The organism is Rhodococcus sp. DN22, assembly GCF_036669995.1.
GTDB classification, from domain to species: domain Bacteria; phylum Actinomycetota; class Actinomycetes; order Mycobacteriales; family Mycobacteriaceae; genus Rhodococcus_F; species Rhodococcus_F erythropolis.
Genome location: NZ_CP133327.1, coordinates 226,008 through 242,338, shown reverse-complemented (window position 1 = coordinate 242,338; position 16,331 = coordinate 226,008). Strand labels below are relative to the sequence as shown.

General features: G+C 60.7%; 12 protein-coding genes. 5 read left to right on the top strand and 7 right to left on the bottom strand.

Annotated features, from left to right (window positions below):
- Positions 1-4: 4 nt before the first annotated feature.
- The 3 genes from RA302_RS31170 to RA302_RS31160 form a co-directional block, all read right to left on the bottom strand.
- Positions 5-2,602, bottom strand: a complete 2,598-nt coding sequence (locus RA302_RS31170; RefSeq protein WP_075835716.1) for a hypothetical protein — start codon at positions 2,600-2,602, stop codon at positions 5-7.
- 191 nt (positions 2,603-2,793) lie between these two features.
- Positions 2,794-3,813, bottom strand: coding sequence for a hypothetical protein (locus RA302_RS31165; protein ID WP_064112199.1), 1,020 nt, complete (start codon positions 3,811-3,813; stop codon positions 2,794-2,796).
- Positions 3,814-3,911: 98 nt separating this feature from the next.
- Positions 3,912-5,549: a hypothetical protein gene (locus tag RA302_RS31160; protein ID WP_157127662.1), complete on the bottom strand. Its 1,638-nt coding sequence runs from the start codon at positions 5,547-5,549 to the stop codon at positions 3,912-3,914.
- A gap of 108 nt (positions 5,550-5,657) precedes the next feature.
- Between RA302_RS31160 and RA302_RS31155 the strand changes: the two genes are divergently transcribed.
- The 5 genes from RA302_RS31155 to RA302_RS31135 all read left to right on the top strand — a co-directional run bounded on the left by RA302_RS31155 (position 5,658) and on the right by RA302_RS31135 (position 10,292).
- Complete coding sequence (locus RA302_RS31155; RefSeq protein ID WP_075835713.1) at positions 5,658-6,905, top strand: AAA family ATPase; 1,248 nt, start codon at positions 5,658-5,660, stop codon at positions 6,903-6,905.
- Positions 6,906-7,649: 744 nt separating this feature from the next.
- Positions 7,650-8,354, top strand: a complete 705-nt coding sequence (locus RA302_RS31150) for a hypothetical protein (protein ID WP_052959768.1) — start codon at positions 7,650-7,652, stop codon at positions 8,352-8,354.
- A 5-nt stretch (positions 8,355-8,359) separates the two neighbouring features.
- Positions 8,360-8,770, top strand: a complete 411-nt coding sequence (locus RA302_RS31145; RefSeq protein ID WP_058228294.1) for a hypothetical protein — start codon at positions 8,360-8,362, stop codon at positions 8,768-8,770.
- Positions 8,771-8,772: 2 nt separating this feature from the next.
- Positions 8,773-9,348, top strand: a complete 576-nt coding sequence (locus RA302_RS31140) for a hypothetical protein (protein ID WP_047269095.1) — start codon at positions 8,773-8,775, stop codon at positions 9,346-9,348.
- Positions 9,345-10,292 carry a hypothetical protein gene (locus tag RA302_RS31135; protein WP_047269096.1) on the top strand — a complete coding sequence of 316 codons (948 nt, stop codon included), beginning with the start codon at positions 9,345-9,347 and terminating at the stop codon, positions 10,290-10,292. Before RA302_RS31140 ends, RA302_RS31135 begins: the two co-directional genes overlap by 4 nt.
- A 12-nt stretch (positions 10,293-10,304) precedes the next feature.
- Here RA302_RS31135 and RA302_RS31130 read toward each other — a convergent pair whose 3' ends face one another.
- The 4 genes from RA302_RS31130 to RA302_RS31115 all read right to left on the bottom strand — a co-directional run bounded on the left by RA302_RS31130 (position 10,305) and on the right by RA302_RS31115 (position 16,319).
- Positions 10,305-11,144 (bottom strand): SAM-dependent methyltransferase, encoded by an 840-nt coding sequence (locus tag RA302_RS31130; protein ID WP_052959769.1) that lies wholly within the window; start codon positions 11,142-11,144, stop codon positions 10,305-10,307.
- 133 nt (positions 11,145-11,277) lie between these two features.
- Positions 11,278-12,333, bottom strand: coding sequence for a DUF3068 domain-containing protein (locus tag RA302_RS31125; protein ID WP_064112197.1), 1,056 nt, complete (start codon positions 12,331-12,333; stop codon positions 11,278-11,280).
- 180 nt (positions 12,334-12,513) lie between these two features.
- Complete coding sequence (locus RA302_RS31120) at positions 12,514-14,856, bottom strand: SMC family ATPase (RefSeq protein ID WP_064112196.1); 2,343 nt, start codon at positions 14,854-14,856, stop codon at positions 12,514-12,516.
- Between the two features lie 113 nt (positions 14,857-14,969).
- Positions 14,970-16,319 (bottom strand): hypothetical protein, encoded by a 1,350-nt coding sequence (locus RA302_RS31115; RefSeq protein ID WP_198174643.1) that lies wholly within the window; start codon positions 16,317-16,319, stop codon positions 14,970-14,972.
- Positions 16,320-16,331 lie beyond the last annotated feature (12 nt).

Below are 16,331 nucleotides of genomic sequence, written 5' to 3'. Positions count from 1 at the left end.
CCCGCTACCGTGCTGCAGCGCTTTGGCCGGCGATTGCCGGGTCAGCGCCCTGGTTGTTCTGTCCACGAGTGGCTGTCTGGCGTTCCCGGTTCGCTTCTGCGCGTTCCGGATCGATGCGGGTGACCCATTCGGAGGGCCGGATCCGTTCGGGGTCGCCTGCTGCCCGTTCGAGAGCTGAATGGCGGGCGGACGGAGTGGGCGCGATGTAGAAGCCACGTCGGCCCTTGAGCGCAGGTGTGCCGAGGAGTGTTGCCAGCTCTTGGCGGTAGTAGCTTTCCTGGCTCGTTCCGCGGTGCTTAGGCGGAATATCGACGGTGATGCCGCCGTCCTTGTCTGGGCGCACCGAGAATGAAACACGCGGTGGTCGGCCGGCGAGGAGCTTACGGACTCGGTAGGTGACCTGTTTAGTGTCGTCGAGGTCTACAGGCTTACCGGTGCGCTTGGACTGCTCCAGTGACCGATCCCATTGTGTTGGTTCGGGGATCGGGTTTCCGTTGGTGTCGCGGGGAGGCAATGCGGCGGGCGCTGCCATGCTGGCGCCGCTGCTGGGTCGGGCTTTGTAGGCTTCGGCGAACTCCGCGTTCGCGCTGGCCCTCATCTTCTGAATCTTCCCGTAGGACAGTCGTTCCTGGGCCCCGATCGGTGCGTCGGCGGCGACGTTGTCCGCAACGGTGGGGCCACCTGGCTGCGATTTTCCGGCGTTCCCGGCTTCGTATCGGCGTGCGAGGACGTTGCTGGTTGCCGCGATGTGGCGGCACCAGGATCGTTTGGAGTAGTCCTCGCAGCTGCATTTCAGGCCGCGTCCGCCCGCAGCGGAGTGTGGGGAGAACACTCGACGGCCGTCGAGGTCTTCCCACACTGCGACGGTGCCGGACACTGTGGCGTCTGGATAGCTGGCGCGGACGGGTGGGTTGGCGATGTGTCCGCCGTTGGACGTGCTGAGGACGTCGGCTGCGCGCGCGGTGACGATGGTGCCTTCAACGGGCTCGTTGTTTTCTCCGCGAACCCGGATGGTACGACTTTCGGTGGTGAAAGACTGTCGACGGTGCATCGGCTTCGCGACCTGTCCGCCGTCGTTGCCTTTCGTCTTCGCCAGAAGGGTCCGATAAGCGCTGCTCGCTGCGAGTTCGCGGGCCTTGTATTCCTCGCTTGGGCTACCCGGGACAGGGCAGCGGTGCCCGCTGTTGAGGGATGCGAATTGACCGCAGGAAGGGCACTTTCGCTGTACGAGAGATTCGGCGTAATCGTCTTCGTTCTCGAAACCGTAGTTGTCGAGTTTCGCTCCCCTGATCATGCCGAGATCGTTGATGGCCTGCCCGAATGCTTCATCGCTGTCGAGCATTGCCTGCACGTTCTCTGGAGATACTCGCCGCATGAAGGGTCTCGCTGTCCGCCGTTCACCGGACTTGGTGGTGTAGTCATGTGGGCGTACGACCAGAAGCCCGTTCTCGGGGTTGTAGGAGACGTCTTTGATCCATGACGCGGATCCCCCGCGTGCTTCGAGCTCCTTGTCGAGTCGCTTCTCCTGACGGCTGATCTGGCGTTGTGCGTCGCGCAGCTCCGCATCGTCCATCTCGGGGTTTCCGGCGAGTACTCCGCTGAGGCGCTGTTCATTGGCGGCCCTGAAAGCGGCGACGTCCTCGTACTGGCCGGGAAAGTGGGTATCCATGCCGGCCTGCAGTTCCTTGTCGGAACGCGAGAGCATCTTGCGGATTCGTCCGGCTTCCGCTGTGCGGTTGATGATTTCGGTCTGCTGCTGGAGTGACTTCTTCTTGCTGACGATGTCGCCGTTGGGGCAGGCCGCGCCGAGGTGCCCGAATTGGCCACACTGTTCGCAACGTATCTGTGCGCCTTCGGATTTGGGATCAATGAAGGAGCGCAGTTTGTGCTCGGGGCGGATCGCTGGTCTGGTCTCATGCGAGTGGACAGCGGCAAGTCGGCGTTGTTCCATCTGTCGCATGGTGTCGCGAGCACGACCGGAAATACCCAGGTCGGACTGGTCGCGGGCCGTGATGCCGGCGCCCTTCAGGCTGTTGCGGTAGTCGTCGGTGAGGCTGATGTTCGAGAAGTCACCCTTGCGGTTCATCAGAGTGTTCCACTCGCGTTGAGCTTCTCCCATGCTGATTCCTCGGTGGCGGGCGTTCATTTCGAGGAAATTGTCTTTCGCGGGTCCGATGCGTTCGAGGATTCCACCCATGCGCATGACTGATGCCAGCTGTGCCGGGGTGTTCTGTTGTTCCGGCCCCAACGGCTTACCGTGTTCGTCTTTCCCTGTTTTCAGCCGGTCGAGTTCTTGGTCGATCCGTGTGATGTATCCCGGCTGTCCTCCGCGGCCCGGGGAGACACGGTACTTCGACTCGTCGGAGAACGCAGTGGAGTCGGCGACGTCTTGACGGACGGCCTCCCAGACCTTGATCTGGGTTTGGCGCCACTGTTCGGGGTCTTGTGTGAACTGCCGATTCATGTCTTCGAGTTGGTGTGTGAACTCGTGCTGGGTCGACTGAACCTCGGCGTCGTGGAAGGCGCTTCCGCCCATCTGCCGTTGCAGTGCTTTCGTGAATCCGATGGTGAACGAGCGGCCCTTGTTTTCGCGGCAAACCATGCCGTTACCTCCCTGTGAGGTGGTGGATGTGGAGATCTCCGATAGGTGACATCATGCCGCCTTTGGCGCGAGTGCGCCAGCACCCTGTCCGGCTATAACTGCAGGCCAGGCCCTTGTTTCTGAGACGTGGCGGGTGCTGTGTTGTATGTGTAGTACAGATATCGCAGACACTTCGTGTGCCAGTGAGTACCTCATGAATCATGGTGCGATTGTGCTGGGGATCCTTCGGCCAAACGCGCCTCGTTTGCCGCTTCGACAAGGATCGATTCGGCGCCTCGAAAGAAGTCGTCCGGTTGTTCGGTCGGGGTGACTTTCAGGTGTACGAGTCCTGCGTCACTGAGCGATTCGAGGTAGTCGTCCGGCGTGTCGATACGAAGGATCACCAGGTTGCTCCGGGTCTGAACCTCGACCTCTTCGTCGTGCTCGTCCAGTCGGATGATTGCTGACTCTGGGAAAGGGATCGGCTCCCAGGGTGAGTAGTCACCAGTGTTGACGACAAGGCGTGTGTCAGCTGTCCAGACCCCTCGTTCCACGGTCGTCTGTATGAGGGTGCCGTCGACTCCGTCGATAGAGATCGGTACTTCTTCGATGACACCGGCCGGTGACTGACCATTCGGGTCTCCGGCGGACAGGAGAAGTGCGCGCTGCTCATCAGTCATGACAAGCCAGCTGCCATCGGCATGGGCCTCGTCGTTGATAGCGCTTTGCAGACGGACGCGTTGACCATCCGCATGACGCCGGCGGATCAGCGCCATCTCGTACTTGATGCGAGCTTGCTTGTCCTTGTATGCCATGTGAGCGGCGAACACAGCCAGCTCAGCTTCCGACACAGATTCACCAAGGTCGTCGCCTGGCGGCAAGCCGGCGACTGCTGCGATCTCGTCGACGGGTTCGAGGTCGGACTCGTCGGGTGCAGGGACTGGGTGCAGATCGAGTTCGTCTAGGGCTGCAGTCAGTTCGGCATATCGGTCACCGAGCATCACCGCCAGGACATCATCGACTCGGTCGGCATAGACGCGGACACCTTCGAAAGCTGCGTCGTACAAGAACGGTCGAATCTGACCGACCATCGGGACCAATCGCCCATGTGCTTCGCCGACCGCGTGAACGTGTCCGTCGTCGATGACGAGCGGTCCGCATGTCTTGGTCGGATCCGCGGCCGCAGCGTCCTGGCGACTGATCGGGGTGATGCGGGGTGGTGTGTGAGTCATGGGTGACACCTTCCTGCCGGCGATGCCGGCAACCGTGAGTACAGATCACGGTAGAGGTGGGTGTTCCGGTCATTGATGGCTCACAAACAGCCCCATTCTCAGGCTCGTTCGAGCTCGTCGATCACTGCCTGGGAAACGACGGCGATGAATGATTCCGGTGTCACCGAGGTGAGGACCGTTGTGCGCTCAGGGATCACAGGGGCCGTCACCTTCGCTGAGGGCAGCACCCACAACACGATCGTTCCGGAGTCTCGAAGCAGGTCGATCGCGTTGTCAATGGCTGCGGCGTCGTCGGCCGGCAGCTTCCCGTCCGTCAGAACGACGACGATCCGTGCCCCGGTCCTGTTGAGAATGTCACTGTCTGCGATCACCTCGGTCAGCGCGATGTCGCAGCCGTCGGATCCGGATCCGCTGTCGACGACACGGGGCACCTGGGCGGGGGCCGTTCCGGCCTTGATGACGTCGAAAGTGCCACCGCCGAACCCTCGCACCGTGCAGGTACCGCCGAGTTGATGCACTGCGGACGCTGTCGCCCAGCCCAAAGGTCCGGCGTAGTTCGCCCACCGCGCCATTGTCAGTGACGCGTCGAAGACCATCGCGAAGGTCAACTGCACCCGCGCTCGAGGTGCGATCCTCTGCTGAGTCCATGGCTTCGCGGTCGCTTGCAATCCCAATTGGGTTTGCGCGCTGTAGCGGACCAGTTCCCGGGGGTTGAGGCGACCAGCTGGATACGCCACGGCCACCGAGCGCACACCCGGCGATCGGTAGCTTGCTTCAGACAGCTTGTCGGCGAACAGGTCCCGTGCTGTGCGCTCGGCATCCGTGGGGTCGGAGTAGCTGAGCATTCGACTACGCGGCAATCCGATCCCAGCGGCGTCGAGAGGTTCTTCCACCAGCCCCGACCGGTTTCCAACGATTTCGAGTCCGGTCCCGTTGAAACGCGCTGCGATATCGAGCGCTTCGGCGACAGCGGCCTTGATGGCGGTCTCGATCGGCTCGATGATCTGTTGCACTACTTCGGCTGTGAGGGCCGTGTTTGGAATACCTTCAACTGCAGCGTCGACTGCTGCGCTGAAATCTGCGCCGACTGATTCCCATCGAGCGTGGTCGTGAGCGTCGAGACGCGTTGCCGTACGCCAGATTTTCACACAATTGGCTAACCTGTCGTGCCCGCAATGGTGCACGATCCACTGTTTCGCTCGCCGTATCATCAAGCCCGGCACCACAAGTAAATCCACTCGCGGGAGAACACCGGCGAGTAGGACACGCGCCAACTCCCTCTGAGTCAGCAAAGGTGGCATGGGAGCAAGCATTCCGAGTGCAGCGTGCAGGATGGTGCGCTCTCCGTCCCTCGCTACTGCCAGCTTCGACTCACAAACGATCTGCGCCAGGTCTCGCGCGGCCGCCCATGCCTCGGTTCCTCCGTGCTCGGGGTTCTGCCACCATCCGTCCACTGCGAAGACACTGAGTCGGGAGACGATCAAGCCCGACGCCTCTGGATGCGCCATGCGATGCACCATCGAATCCATGCGTGTATCAGGACTGATAACAGCGCCCATCCGCGCGACGTCGATGAGCAAACGGTTCGGGGAGAAGGCTGACAGCACTGGCGTTTCGAGCAACGCGGTGCCGTCGATGCCGAACAGGTGGACATCGACGGTGGTGTCCACGAGTTCGCGTGAAGCTGCTCGGATGGACTGCACCGTACGAATCCAGATGTCCGGAACTGTGCTCAATATGATCACTCCAATGTCTCGACCGCGGGCATCGTCAACATTGTGTCTGGACCGGTTCCGGTACAGGCAACTGCCGGATCTACTCGGTGGACTGAGAAAGGGCTTCGTGTGATTGTCTACGGGATCTCATACACCACGGACCGATTTGCGCATGAGGTCAAAGAGGCGCATGTCGCCTTCGCTACGGATGCCGGAGTGTATGTGTCCGGTCACGTCGACGACCTGGTGATCGCGAGGACTGAACCGACTGTTGAGGCATTGACCGCTCTCGGGTTCCGGGTGCAGGAAGCCGCGGAGAAGGCTGCAGCTGATGCTGAACGGAATGTGCCCGGCGGTGTTCCGTACCAGCCGATGATCACCTCGATGCCAGGAGACAGCGACGCGATCCCCGATGACAACGCCCAAGCCTGGCATGCGATCGCGCTGCGTCTGGCTGACCGATACGCGGGAATGGGCGGCCAATACGGCAGCGTCGAGGAATTCGTGGAAAAGGCCCAATGGGCCAGAAGGGAAGTTGAACAGAACTCGGAAGGCCCCACCACCCCCACCTTTGTCGACGGCTACATCCCTCGCAGCGTTGACGGCGTCCACACTGACATTGAGATCTTGCGGCAAGCCCGCACATACGGGATGCACGTCATCCAATCCGGTCCGCCGGGGACCGGGAAGTCAACGTCAGCGACCGCTGCGCACGGCGACCATCTCCTTACCATCGCCTGCTACGACGGAATGACTTTCCAAGACTTGGTCGGGCAGTACCTCCCAGTGCCTGGCGAGGCAGGCGTGTTCCGGTACGTCGACGGCGCTCTGGTGACAGCGATGCTCACTGGCCGACCACTATTGCTCGATGATTTCGGGTGGATGCCGTCGGGCGTGCAGGCCACGCTGCTCCCTGTTCTCGATCACCGACGGACCTTGACGGTGCTCGACCGCCCCGACGAGCAGGTTATTACGGCGGCAGAAGGATTCTGCGTGATCATCAACCTCAATCCCGGTATCGGGTTCGGGGTGACCAGCCCAATCCGGGACAGGTCGGCGTTTGAACTGCACGTACCTGTGGACCTCAAGGCCGCCTCGAAACTCGATATTCCCGCAGGGTTCATCGAGGTGGCTCAGCATCTGCACACTCTGGCTGACGGCGAAGCCGCCAATGGCATTCGCCGTTGGGTTCCGTCGATGCGATCTCTGATCAAAGCGCGTGATCTCACGATGGTGTTCGATGAGCATTTCGCTGCGTGCGCAATGTTGGGCGAATGCCCGGATGGGGAACAGCGGATGAAGTTGCAGTCTCTGCTCACGACAGAACTCGGACTGGGTATTGATGTCCCTGAACCGTTGCAGGCACGGTCACTCTAAGAAAGCCGGCAGGGCGCTGCAGGGAATGCTCCCCGCAGCGCCCCGAGGTGCATCGAAGAGTCCGCGATCCGTGGCCGGGCCTCACACCGACCACGTGCGACTACAACGAGCCACGACCGACGACGCGGAGGGTTTGCGTCGATCTGTCGTGCGCACCAGCACCGAAAGGTGCCATCGTGCTGCAACACCATCGTAGGGCAGTCGGCGTCGGTGTCGCACGATCTCTGGTTCGTACGACCGCTTGAATCTGGTGTCGGTGTTCGTTTGGCTCGGCGGGGCCCAAGCCGTGATGAGCCGTCTAAAGGAGCGTTACATCCTTTTGAAGTGAGGACTAAGGTCCTAGTACTTTTTGATGAGACATCTAGCCCAATTGATGAGTGGGCACTCCCTTCAGAATTAGACGCAGAAAAGCGGTCGGGCCCGCCAGTTTCCTGGCTGGGCCCGACCGCTTCACTTCTACCTGCAATAACACTCGTATTCGGCGTGCCGAGTACGTGGCTAGATGCAGTTGGCGTTTGCCGCCGCGGTGCGCATCTCCGATGTCTCGAAAACCTAGCCGAACAAAATTGGGTTTGCAAGCCAACAAATCTACAACTTATGTGCTTAAACCTTGCATTAAATCTACGTCGAATTATGCCGTCACCCAACAATTTTAGAATTCACCCCACCACCCTGACGACGCCCGCGGCCAAAGATGGGCGATTCCGGTTGGGATAAGTTGGCCCGCAAGGTAAAGTTTCGGCGGTGACCAGCCCTGAGAAGCGATTCGGAGACATCGTCGCCAAGCGACGGTCAGCTCTCGGGCTCAATCGCAAGCAAGTGCAGCAGAACGGTGGCCCCTCCGACACCAAACTCGCAGCGATCGAATCAGGCGACTCGGACGCCCGAATGCACAGCTCAACGCTTGAAAAGCTCGACACCGCACTGCAATGGGTGCCAGGCAGCGCATCGCGAGCACTCAGCGGCGGTGAGCCAACACCGCTCTCCTCCCAAGGGGAAGCCTTACGTTTTGGCCCCAACGAGGTCGCGGTGCCGATCGTCGATCTCACGTCCCTGATACGTGCCACGGACACACTCAACATGGCGCTACTCGATCTCGACTCCCCTTCGGACGACGTCAAGAGTTCCTTCGCGGAGCTCTCCGCCGTCGTTTCCAGACTCACCCTGATCAAAGTCATCGACTTGTTCGAGCGGAACGCGGGCCCCGATCATCCACCGCCGCCGAATCTGGATCTCATCTTCGGCACTCATCTCAACCAACCCGCGGAACGACAAGGTGCAGATCCGACAGATCTCGAAGACCGCCTGTACCTACGCTGGTTGGCCCATCGCCGCGTCAACATAGATGCAGCCACCGAACATCGGTTCCGGCAACGGTGGTTCGATCACCAACCACTACAACCATCGAACATCAGCCAGCCGTTCACATCAGAGAGCGGTGGAGAATGAGCGCCATGAGTCTATCCGCGCGAGTGCAGAAGCTGTTCGACGCAGCCAATTCGGCTGGACGTACCGACACAGCAGAATCGGTCGCAGCCGCAGTTGGCGCCGCGCTGAGCCGAACCCTCAGCAGGGCAGACATACAGGCGTTGCTCGACGGTGCAGACACACCAGACAACGAAGTCCTGGCCACCGTCGCTGCCCACTTCGAGGCGCCGGCCTCCTATCTGACCGGCACTCCCGAGGAACAGGCCGACTACGACGCACAGCTGGACTTCTACTTCAGTTTGACCACCAGCCAGCTCTCCACCATTGCGCTACGCGCGCGCAACGCGAACATGCCGTCTGCGGCGGTCAACGCGTTGACCAATCTGATCAACGAAACTCACGAAAAGTACGGCGACCCTAACGGCCAAGTCTCGTAGACATGGATGCTCTCGAAGACGCTCCCACCCCCGAGGAGCTTGCCCGCAGGGCGCTCGCAACCCTCCCCTTCTCGCGGCCGTGGTCAATCGAATCGTTCATCGCCGAGCTCGGGCTTCGCATCAACCGCCTGATCATCGTCGAGGATCTTCCGATCGATCTTCACAGTGAGATCACCGGGCTCTGGATACCCGCCAAACGACGGGACGTGATCTACGTCCGACATGACGCCGAAGGCAAATACCGCGAGCACATCATCTGCCATGAACTCGCACACATCGTCATGGCTCATCAGAAGAGCAACAAACAGGACTTCCTCGAGTACCTACGCACGAATATTCGCCGGGTCTCACCGCAGCTGCCGGACTACATGATCCACCGACTTGCGTTGTCACAGGTCTGCTTCACCCGTTCCACCCACACACTCCACCCGGTCGAAGTAGAGGCTGAGGAGCTGGCGACACTGATCATGGCTAAGGCCGACGAGATGCGTGCCCCCCTCTACCCAGACGATCTGCCGGAGACGCAGAAGAACCTCCTCCTACGTCTCGCAGGGATGATGGGTTGGCAAGTGCAGTGACTCTTTACAACTTCGCAGGCACACTCGTCCCGATCGCGCTCTTGACGTTTGTCGCGTTCAGAATCCCGATGTGGAAACGGAACCCGGACAGTCGGCCCCTCACAAAAGTGTTGGCCGCCCTCGGTTTAGGTCAAGCCGCGCGCATCCCCGTACTCTCCGACGACTACGTCGATGTTTGGCTTCACGACCTGACAGGTATCTGGAACATTCCGGACGCCACTGCGGTTCTGCTCGGAACTTTCGCCTTCTGCTGCATCGGCGAAGCCGTGGCAACTGTCGTTCAAAGCCCGTCATTCAACAAGACACGCCACCGACTGTTCACAGCAACTATGGTCACCGTTGCCGGCGTCGGGTTCCTGCTGTCGCCAGCGACTGACACGCCGACGAACTTCGTCTCGCGTGATTTCCCGCCCACTGGACCACTTTTGCTCTACTGGGGCGCGTATCTGGGGACATTGCTTTACGCGTTGGTGTTCGCGCTGTACTACCTCTTCGGGTTGCTCAGGGAACGCAGAGTGCGCAGCGGGCCGCTCGGTCGAATAGTGGCCGTTCTCGCCGCAGCATGTTCTCTCGGGTTTCTCTACGGGATCAACAAATTGCTGTATCTAGTTCTCCAAGCCGCTGGCGTCGAGAACTGGTACACCGATCATGCCCAGACGATCACATTGGTACTTGTCCTTGGCCCGATGATCATCGCGGGCTACGCACTTCTCGTGTTTGCGACCGCGATACTTCCGGACCGGTTGCGGCGCTATCAAGCGATCCGCGCCTACAGCGCGGAATACGAAAAGATCGTTGCCACAGGAACAAACATGCTCATCCCACGCGACGCGGCCGTGTACAGCACCCGCCGCGCCGCGTGGAAAGGCAGCCGAACACCTGTTGCTACGCACCGCATGATGGTTGTGTTGTCCGACGCTGCGAAGGGCCCAGTCTCGGCGTAGTCGAGTTGTCAGTTACTCGGCGCGAATTGCATGGACAAGCCAGGTAACCGGCCCGAACTGTGCCTCGTCGTAAGGAACGTCACGGCCGATTGTCGCTCCGAATTCCTTGATCGTGGTTTGGTCCGCGATCACCCACCCGCGTGCTCCTACCCACGCAACCGGGTCTGCGACATGCGATTTGAATCCGATGCCCGCCGCTGTCGCCATCCCGGCAAGTTCCTTGGTCTGCTCTTCGGCGATCATTCCGGGCGCAAACGAGACGAACAGCAACTCGGATCCAGGCGCGCTTACCGCGGACAGTTCATCGAGAATCTGATCGTTCTGCTCGTCGGTGAGGTACATCAGAATGCCCTCCAAAACCCACACTGTCGGAACGTCGGCGTCGAATCCCGCTGCGGTCAGTTGTTTTACCCAATCGCCGGTCAGATCTGCGGGGACCACTGAGCGCGGGCCTGTCGCCTTCGCATTGGACTGTTCGAGAACCGGTTCTTTGAATGCGAAGACGTTCTCCAAGTCAACCTCGAAGAACGCGACGTCGTCGGGTAGGCCCAGGCGGTATGCCCTTGTGTCGAGGCCGGCCGCGGGCAGCACGACCTGGCGGGCACCTCGTGACACTGCAGCTTCGATTCGGTCGTCCAGGTAGCGGGTACGCGCCGCAACCGATTCGTATACGCGACTGGTGATGACGTGCTCGAGCTTGGCTTGTCCGACTGGCAGCCCTGATGCCTCCACGAGCGCGGATGCCAGCGGATCTTCGAACAGGGCATCGTCGCGAGTCGATTCAAGAGCCCGGAAGTGCGCGATCAGAACCGACGTTGAGGAGACATCTCCGGTTGCGTTGAATGCACTCATGTGTAGTGTGCCTGAGCCTTTCGTATGTTTTGGTCGTGAGCGCCATTCGCGCGGCACCCTCTTCCGTGAGCGAACTATTCGGCAGGGTACGAGAGATCAGCTGGCATCGCGAAGGCGACACCGGCCGGCCATCTCAGTGAGTAGCCGTCGAGATGCGGTCGTAGTCCTCGTGTGGCGCTGCCACCTGCACATCCGATCCTGCCGTCGAATCGATCTGACGGTTTCGCCACAACATTGCCGCACCACCGAGCAACGCGATCACGCCGACTGCACCTAACCCCATGGGCGCGTACTGAGTTCCCCACACGATCAGCCTCTTGTATCGGACGGCTTGTGCAAGCTGCTCGGACTTCGTCTGCGCATCCAACGCCGGGGCCATCTCCACAATCGTCACCGACTCCGGATCGTCCGCCGTGCGGGCGTAGTACTGCCGCGCGTACTGATTGCCGGCAACGATTGCCCCGGTGACGGGCTCAACCCACAAGTCCCTCTTCGCGGTGTAGAAGCGGTGCATCAGCACCTGCGCGTCCGGATCACCGGACAGCCCCCACACGGACGCGGGGAGGGTGAGTTTGCCTCCAGTGTCCATGGGGTCGATCGTGTGGGAGAAGTGGAAGACCTCGGTGCCGTCGATCTGGGTCGTTTCGACGAAGTCGATCGGATACGTTTCGCGGGCCAACGTGTCGAAATATGGGTAGGACTGCTTCTGCAGGTGGAAGGGGAACTTGAAGTTGACGCCTTCCGCGACGACTTCCTCTCCCGGTTTGTCTGCGTATCTCTGGATGGTCGCCGGCGGATCCTGGACCGGCATTGCTGTTGCCCTGTCCACAGTGACGCGATAGACGTTTGCGCTGACAACAGCAGCGTCGCCTTCGCGGTCGTCACGAGTTACTTTCTGTGTCGACTGGATCGTCACGATGTCGGAATTCGAAGGTTCCTCGCCCGTGACGTATTGCTGGACTGTCACAGCCACGCCGGAGTTGATCACCACTTTCCCGGTGTCGATCGCGCCCATATCCAACAGGGTCGCGTTGTTGTCTGTGGCCACGGTGGGCGCATCGATCGACAGCGGCGTTTTCACGAGTTTCGGTGCAGCATAGGTCGGAATCAGCACGGCCACGGTAGTGAAACCAGCTCCCAATCCGATCAAACCAAGAGCAGCAGCACGCTTCGTTCTAACAGTTGCCATTTCACTTGCCTCCCCCAACGGATCTTGAGCGTCTCGATCGTCATGTGCAGATCCGCGCCGGGCAAGCCTATCGAGGCCACGATTCGCGAACATCTGCGACCTTCTCCCGCGCGGAACCTGCGATCGAATCCGCATTCCGATGCTGCGGCGGAGGACGATCACTCCGCCGCAGCATCGTGGCTAGCTGGCGAGCGGGAGAAGTTCCGTAACGCCCAATGGATTGCGATTCAGCTGGTGCACCGTTGTCGCATAGTCGAGAACCTCGTCGGTGTGCGAGATCAGGATTGGCGCTGCGAACAGATCGCTTATGGTTTCTACGATCGCCCGACGACCTTCGTCATCGAGATACTGGGTGATCTCGTCGCCGAATATCTGATCGGGCAACCCGCCGTCTGTGACCTGCATCGAGATTCCCAATCGGAAGGCAAGCCCGGCCCGCGCTTTTTCGCCTCCGGAGAGCAGTTTCGTCTTGCGGAGTCGGCCATCGGCAAGTTCCACGCAGGGAACAAAATCTGTACCGAGGTGGAAGGCGACGTGTTCTCCACCGAAACGTTGCAGCAGTTCTGTCGCGGCTTCCGAAATCTGTTGGGTGCATTCGGCGAGCAAGTCTGACCGCAGAGCGGTGAGAGCATCCGCAACTCCGCGTGCGACTTCGGCGACCCGTAGCGCTTCGCACTTGCGTGCCCACTGATCGCGGGCGATATCTGCTTCGTTCGCCACCTGCGCAAGTCCGGTGCGCGCGCTCGAGAGCACTGCCCATGCCTCGCTCACGGTCCTCTCTGCTTCGTCGAGCCGGGTCCGTGCATCGCTGGCTGCCGTTTCGGCCGCGTGAACGATCTGTGGATCCGGGGCGTCGACAATTGCGGATTCTGCGTTGTCGACTGCGCCGTTCGCTGCCTGAAGATCGTGGGCTGCTTTGTGCTCGTCGATGAGCAGCCGGTGTTCTGCCCGTAGCTCTGTCGATCGGCTGTCTACGGTGCCGTGGACGACCCGTGCGGCCTGTAGGCAGGATTGGACGTTCGTGCGGTCCGTCAGTTCCGGGGCTATGTCGTTGTCCAGGCTGGCAAGCAGTTCTACCAGTGCATCGAGCTTCTCGGTTTCGTTCTGGAAAGCTGCTTCGCCGCGTTCTCGAACCTGTTCGGCATGGTGTTCGGCTTGTTCAGCGCCGGTGAGTTCTTGTCGTGCTGAGGCAACCTGAGCGTCGATCTCCCTTCGCTTTCCGGCTAGTGCAGCAGCCTGTTCCACCGCTTTCGCTTCGGCCGACTGCGCGGCGGTTAGTTTCGCCTCCAAGTCGGTGATGAGCGCATCGAGATCGTTGATCGATTGACGGCACGTCGGGCAATGGGCTTGGCCAATCGACTGGCGCAACGTGTGCAGCGACTTCGTGAGCGTTACCGCATCCTTGCGGGCGGCGGCCTCGTCTCCATTTGCAGTGCGTATCGAATCGACAACTGCAGCTAGTTCAGTATCTGCCCGTTCCAGTCGTGATTGGGCGGCGACGACATCGAAACTGTCAGCTGCCTTCTGTGCCCGTGCAGTGTCAGTGATGGCTACAGCAACTGCCTCTGCTGCGCCAGCAAGACTCGCGCCTGCTTCCGTGATCCTGCGCAACGAAGTCTGTAGCCCGGTGATCCTGTGCTGCAGCTGATCCGGATCTACGCCAGTGAGGTTTCGATCCGTGACAGTTACGTGTAGTCGTTCCCATCGATCTCGAGCGTTGTCCGCGAGTGCTTTGGCTGCGACTACGGCGTCACGAGACTGTTGTGCGCTTCGCTCCGCGGTTCGCAACTCGTGTGCCCTTGCGTTGCATTCTTCCCAGTCTCTGCGCGCCCGCTTTGCCTTCGCGTCCGCTGCACCATGAGCAGCTTCGGCCTCACCGAACACCTTGCCGGCCTCCATCTCAAGCTCCTCGGCAGTGGTCACTGCCTCCGGCGATCCCACCGTGCCGTCGGCGACCGCCTGTTTGTCGTTCGCGGACTTGCGTGCCTGTTCACGGAGTTTGGTTACCTGCGATACACCGGTGTGTTCTTCGACGAGTGCGGTTACTTCGGTGGGCGTGGCCGTGGCCAGGGCGTCGACCTCGCCTTGCGCGATCATGTTCGCGCCGCGAAATGCACGGCCTGACATACCCAGAATCTTGGTGACCTCACTCGTCATCAATGTCGGACTCATGCCTTCGATCTCGACACCGTTGCGCCACATGCGGGCACTGGTCTTCTCCACTGGCTTGCCGCCACGATTACCTCTGCGCATCTCTCGCACGGTTCGGTAGGTGTCCTGTCCGTGGCGCCAGGTCACGTCTGCTCCGGCCAATTCCTTGTCGTCGGCTTTGTCATGCCGGAGGTCGATCAGGTCGATACCCGGACCGGGGTCTCCGTACAGTGCGAATCCGAGGGCTCCGAGGAAGGACGACTTTCCGGAGCCAGGAGGGCCAATCAGTGCGTGAATTCCGTTGGTATCGAAGTCGATCTGCAAGTCTTTAATCGATCGGTAGTTATAGATATGTCCGCTGGTGATCTGCATGGTCTACGTCCTCGTCTTGTCCGCGTGCGGGTGGAGCGAATTTGATAGACCGAACCTAAAAGTGGGCGGTCAGGCGTGCGGCACGCCTCGTGATCGGGGTTGGTTGACTCTTGTCAGGCTGATTCTTCGGCAGGGGCCAGCTCGGCCAGTGCACGATGCGCATGGGCGATGACGGGGGTTCGGATGTCTTCGGCCATTGCCCTGAGCATCGCGCCGAGCCTGCCTTCGTCGGTGCGGTCGGTAAAGGCTTGGGCTAGATCAACTGTTCGGCGCCGGTGGTCGCTGCCAGTTCGGGTTTCTGGTTCGGTTGCCAGGCGTAGACCACCGTCACCGGGTAGCGGGTGTTCCCACGCGAACGCCCAGTAGGCGGCGCGGCCGGCGGCTGCCGCCCACTCCCCTGCCAGTGCACGCAGGCCATGTCGCTGCCCGCAGGTTGTGTACGAAATCTTCTGCCGGAGAATGTATCCTCCGTCGCCACTGATCTCGGCGGATTCATCATCCCACCAGTCGCTTTCGGCGAGGCGTTCTCGAATGATCGTGTTGATCTGTTCGATCGTCTTTCCACGTGCGTCTATCGTGTCGAAATCGATCTGGGGACGACGCCACACGTACTGAGGGGTGACGGTGACCCTGCCGTCGGTGGTCAGTTCGAGCAACAGCCAACCTCGCGCGCATATCTCGTCAGAGAATCCTCGTCCGATGAGCGAACCCGTCATCCAGACTTGCCCGCGTTCGCGTCCGTCATCCGGTCCGAAACCGGGGATCGGACCCGGGGTGTGGTAGTCCGACAGGATGCTCTGATCCCAGCCTCGGTTGACCCATTCCTCCGGGATCACTCGCTCGGCGCCGTGGCGGTCATCTGCACCGAACAATCGCCCATCCGCAGAGAAAATACCGTGCGACACAAGGATGTTTACCCCACCTTCGATCGGTTGTGGGTCGACGATGATGCCGCGTTCTGGTAGTCGCGGATCCAGTCCGTTGTGTGAGACAACATGCAAGTAGAACGGCACATCGGGGATCGGTTGGTGCACTTCGTAGTAGCCGGGCTGCGGGCCGATCAGGTCGTCTACTGCTCGTCCCGGATCGGGAAAAACCGCCAAACGACCCAGGTCGGGTTGGTGCAGCAACGCGGCTGCCGAGACCGAAGTCCCGGCGCCGGCGTCATGGTTGCCGGTGTTGACGACAGCGGGGATACCTGCAGCGATTCGCAGGGCGTCGACGCGGCGTTCCTCGTTCACTGCCCGCACCGATGGGTGGTGCACATGGAATCCGTCGCCCCCGTTGATCTGGCAGTCCACCCCTTTGCTGATCATGTCGCGCTGTACCAGTTCGTAGGTGACGTATCCGTCAACTTCGCGGATGTTCGGGCCGGCGGGATGTTTTCGGGCCATTCCACGCATCCCGTATCCGGCATGTGCGCACCCGAAGAATCCAGCTTTCAGAATCACGTCGTTGGTCATGCGCACAGTCTC

Coding starts and splice junctions, on each gene's coding strand:
- RA302_RS31170 (WP_075835716.1), bottom strand. CDS start 2,602: ATGGTTTGCCGCGAAAACAAGGGCCGCTCGTTCACCATCGGATTCACG.
- RA302_RS31165 (WP_064112199.1), bottom strand. CDS start 3,813: ATGACTCACACACCACCCCGCATCACCCCGATCAGTCGCCAGGACGCT.
- RA302_RS31145 (WP_058228294.1), top strand. CDS start 8,360: ATGAGTCTATCCGCGCGAGTGCAGAAGCTGTTCGACGCAGCCAATTCG.
- RA302_RS31140 (WP_047269095.1), top strand. CDS start 8,773: ATGGATGCTCTCGAAGACGCTCCCACCCCCGAGGAGCTTGCCCGCAGG.
- RA302_RS31130 (WP_052959769.1), bottom strand. CDS start 11,144: ATGAGTGCATTCAACGCAACCGGAGATGTCTCCTCAACGTCGGTTCTG.
- RA302_RS31125 (WP_064112197.1), bottom strand. CDS start 12,333: ATGGCAACTGTTAGAACGAAGCGTGCTGCTGCTCTTGGTTTGATCGGA.
- RA302_RS31120 (WP_064112196.1), bottom strand. CDS start 14,856: ATGCAGATCACCAGCGGACATATCTATAACTACCGATCGATTAAAGAC.
- RA302_RS31115 (WP_198174643.1), bottom strand. CDS start 16,319: ATGACCAACGACGTGATTCTGAAAGCTGGATTCTTCGGGTGCGCACAT.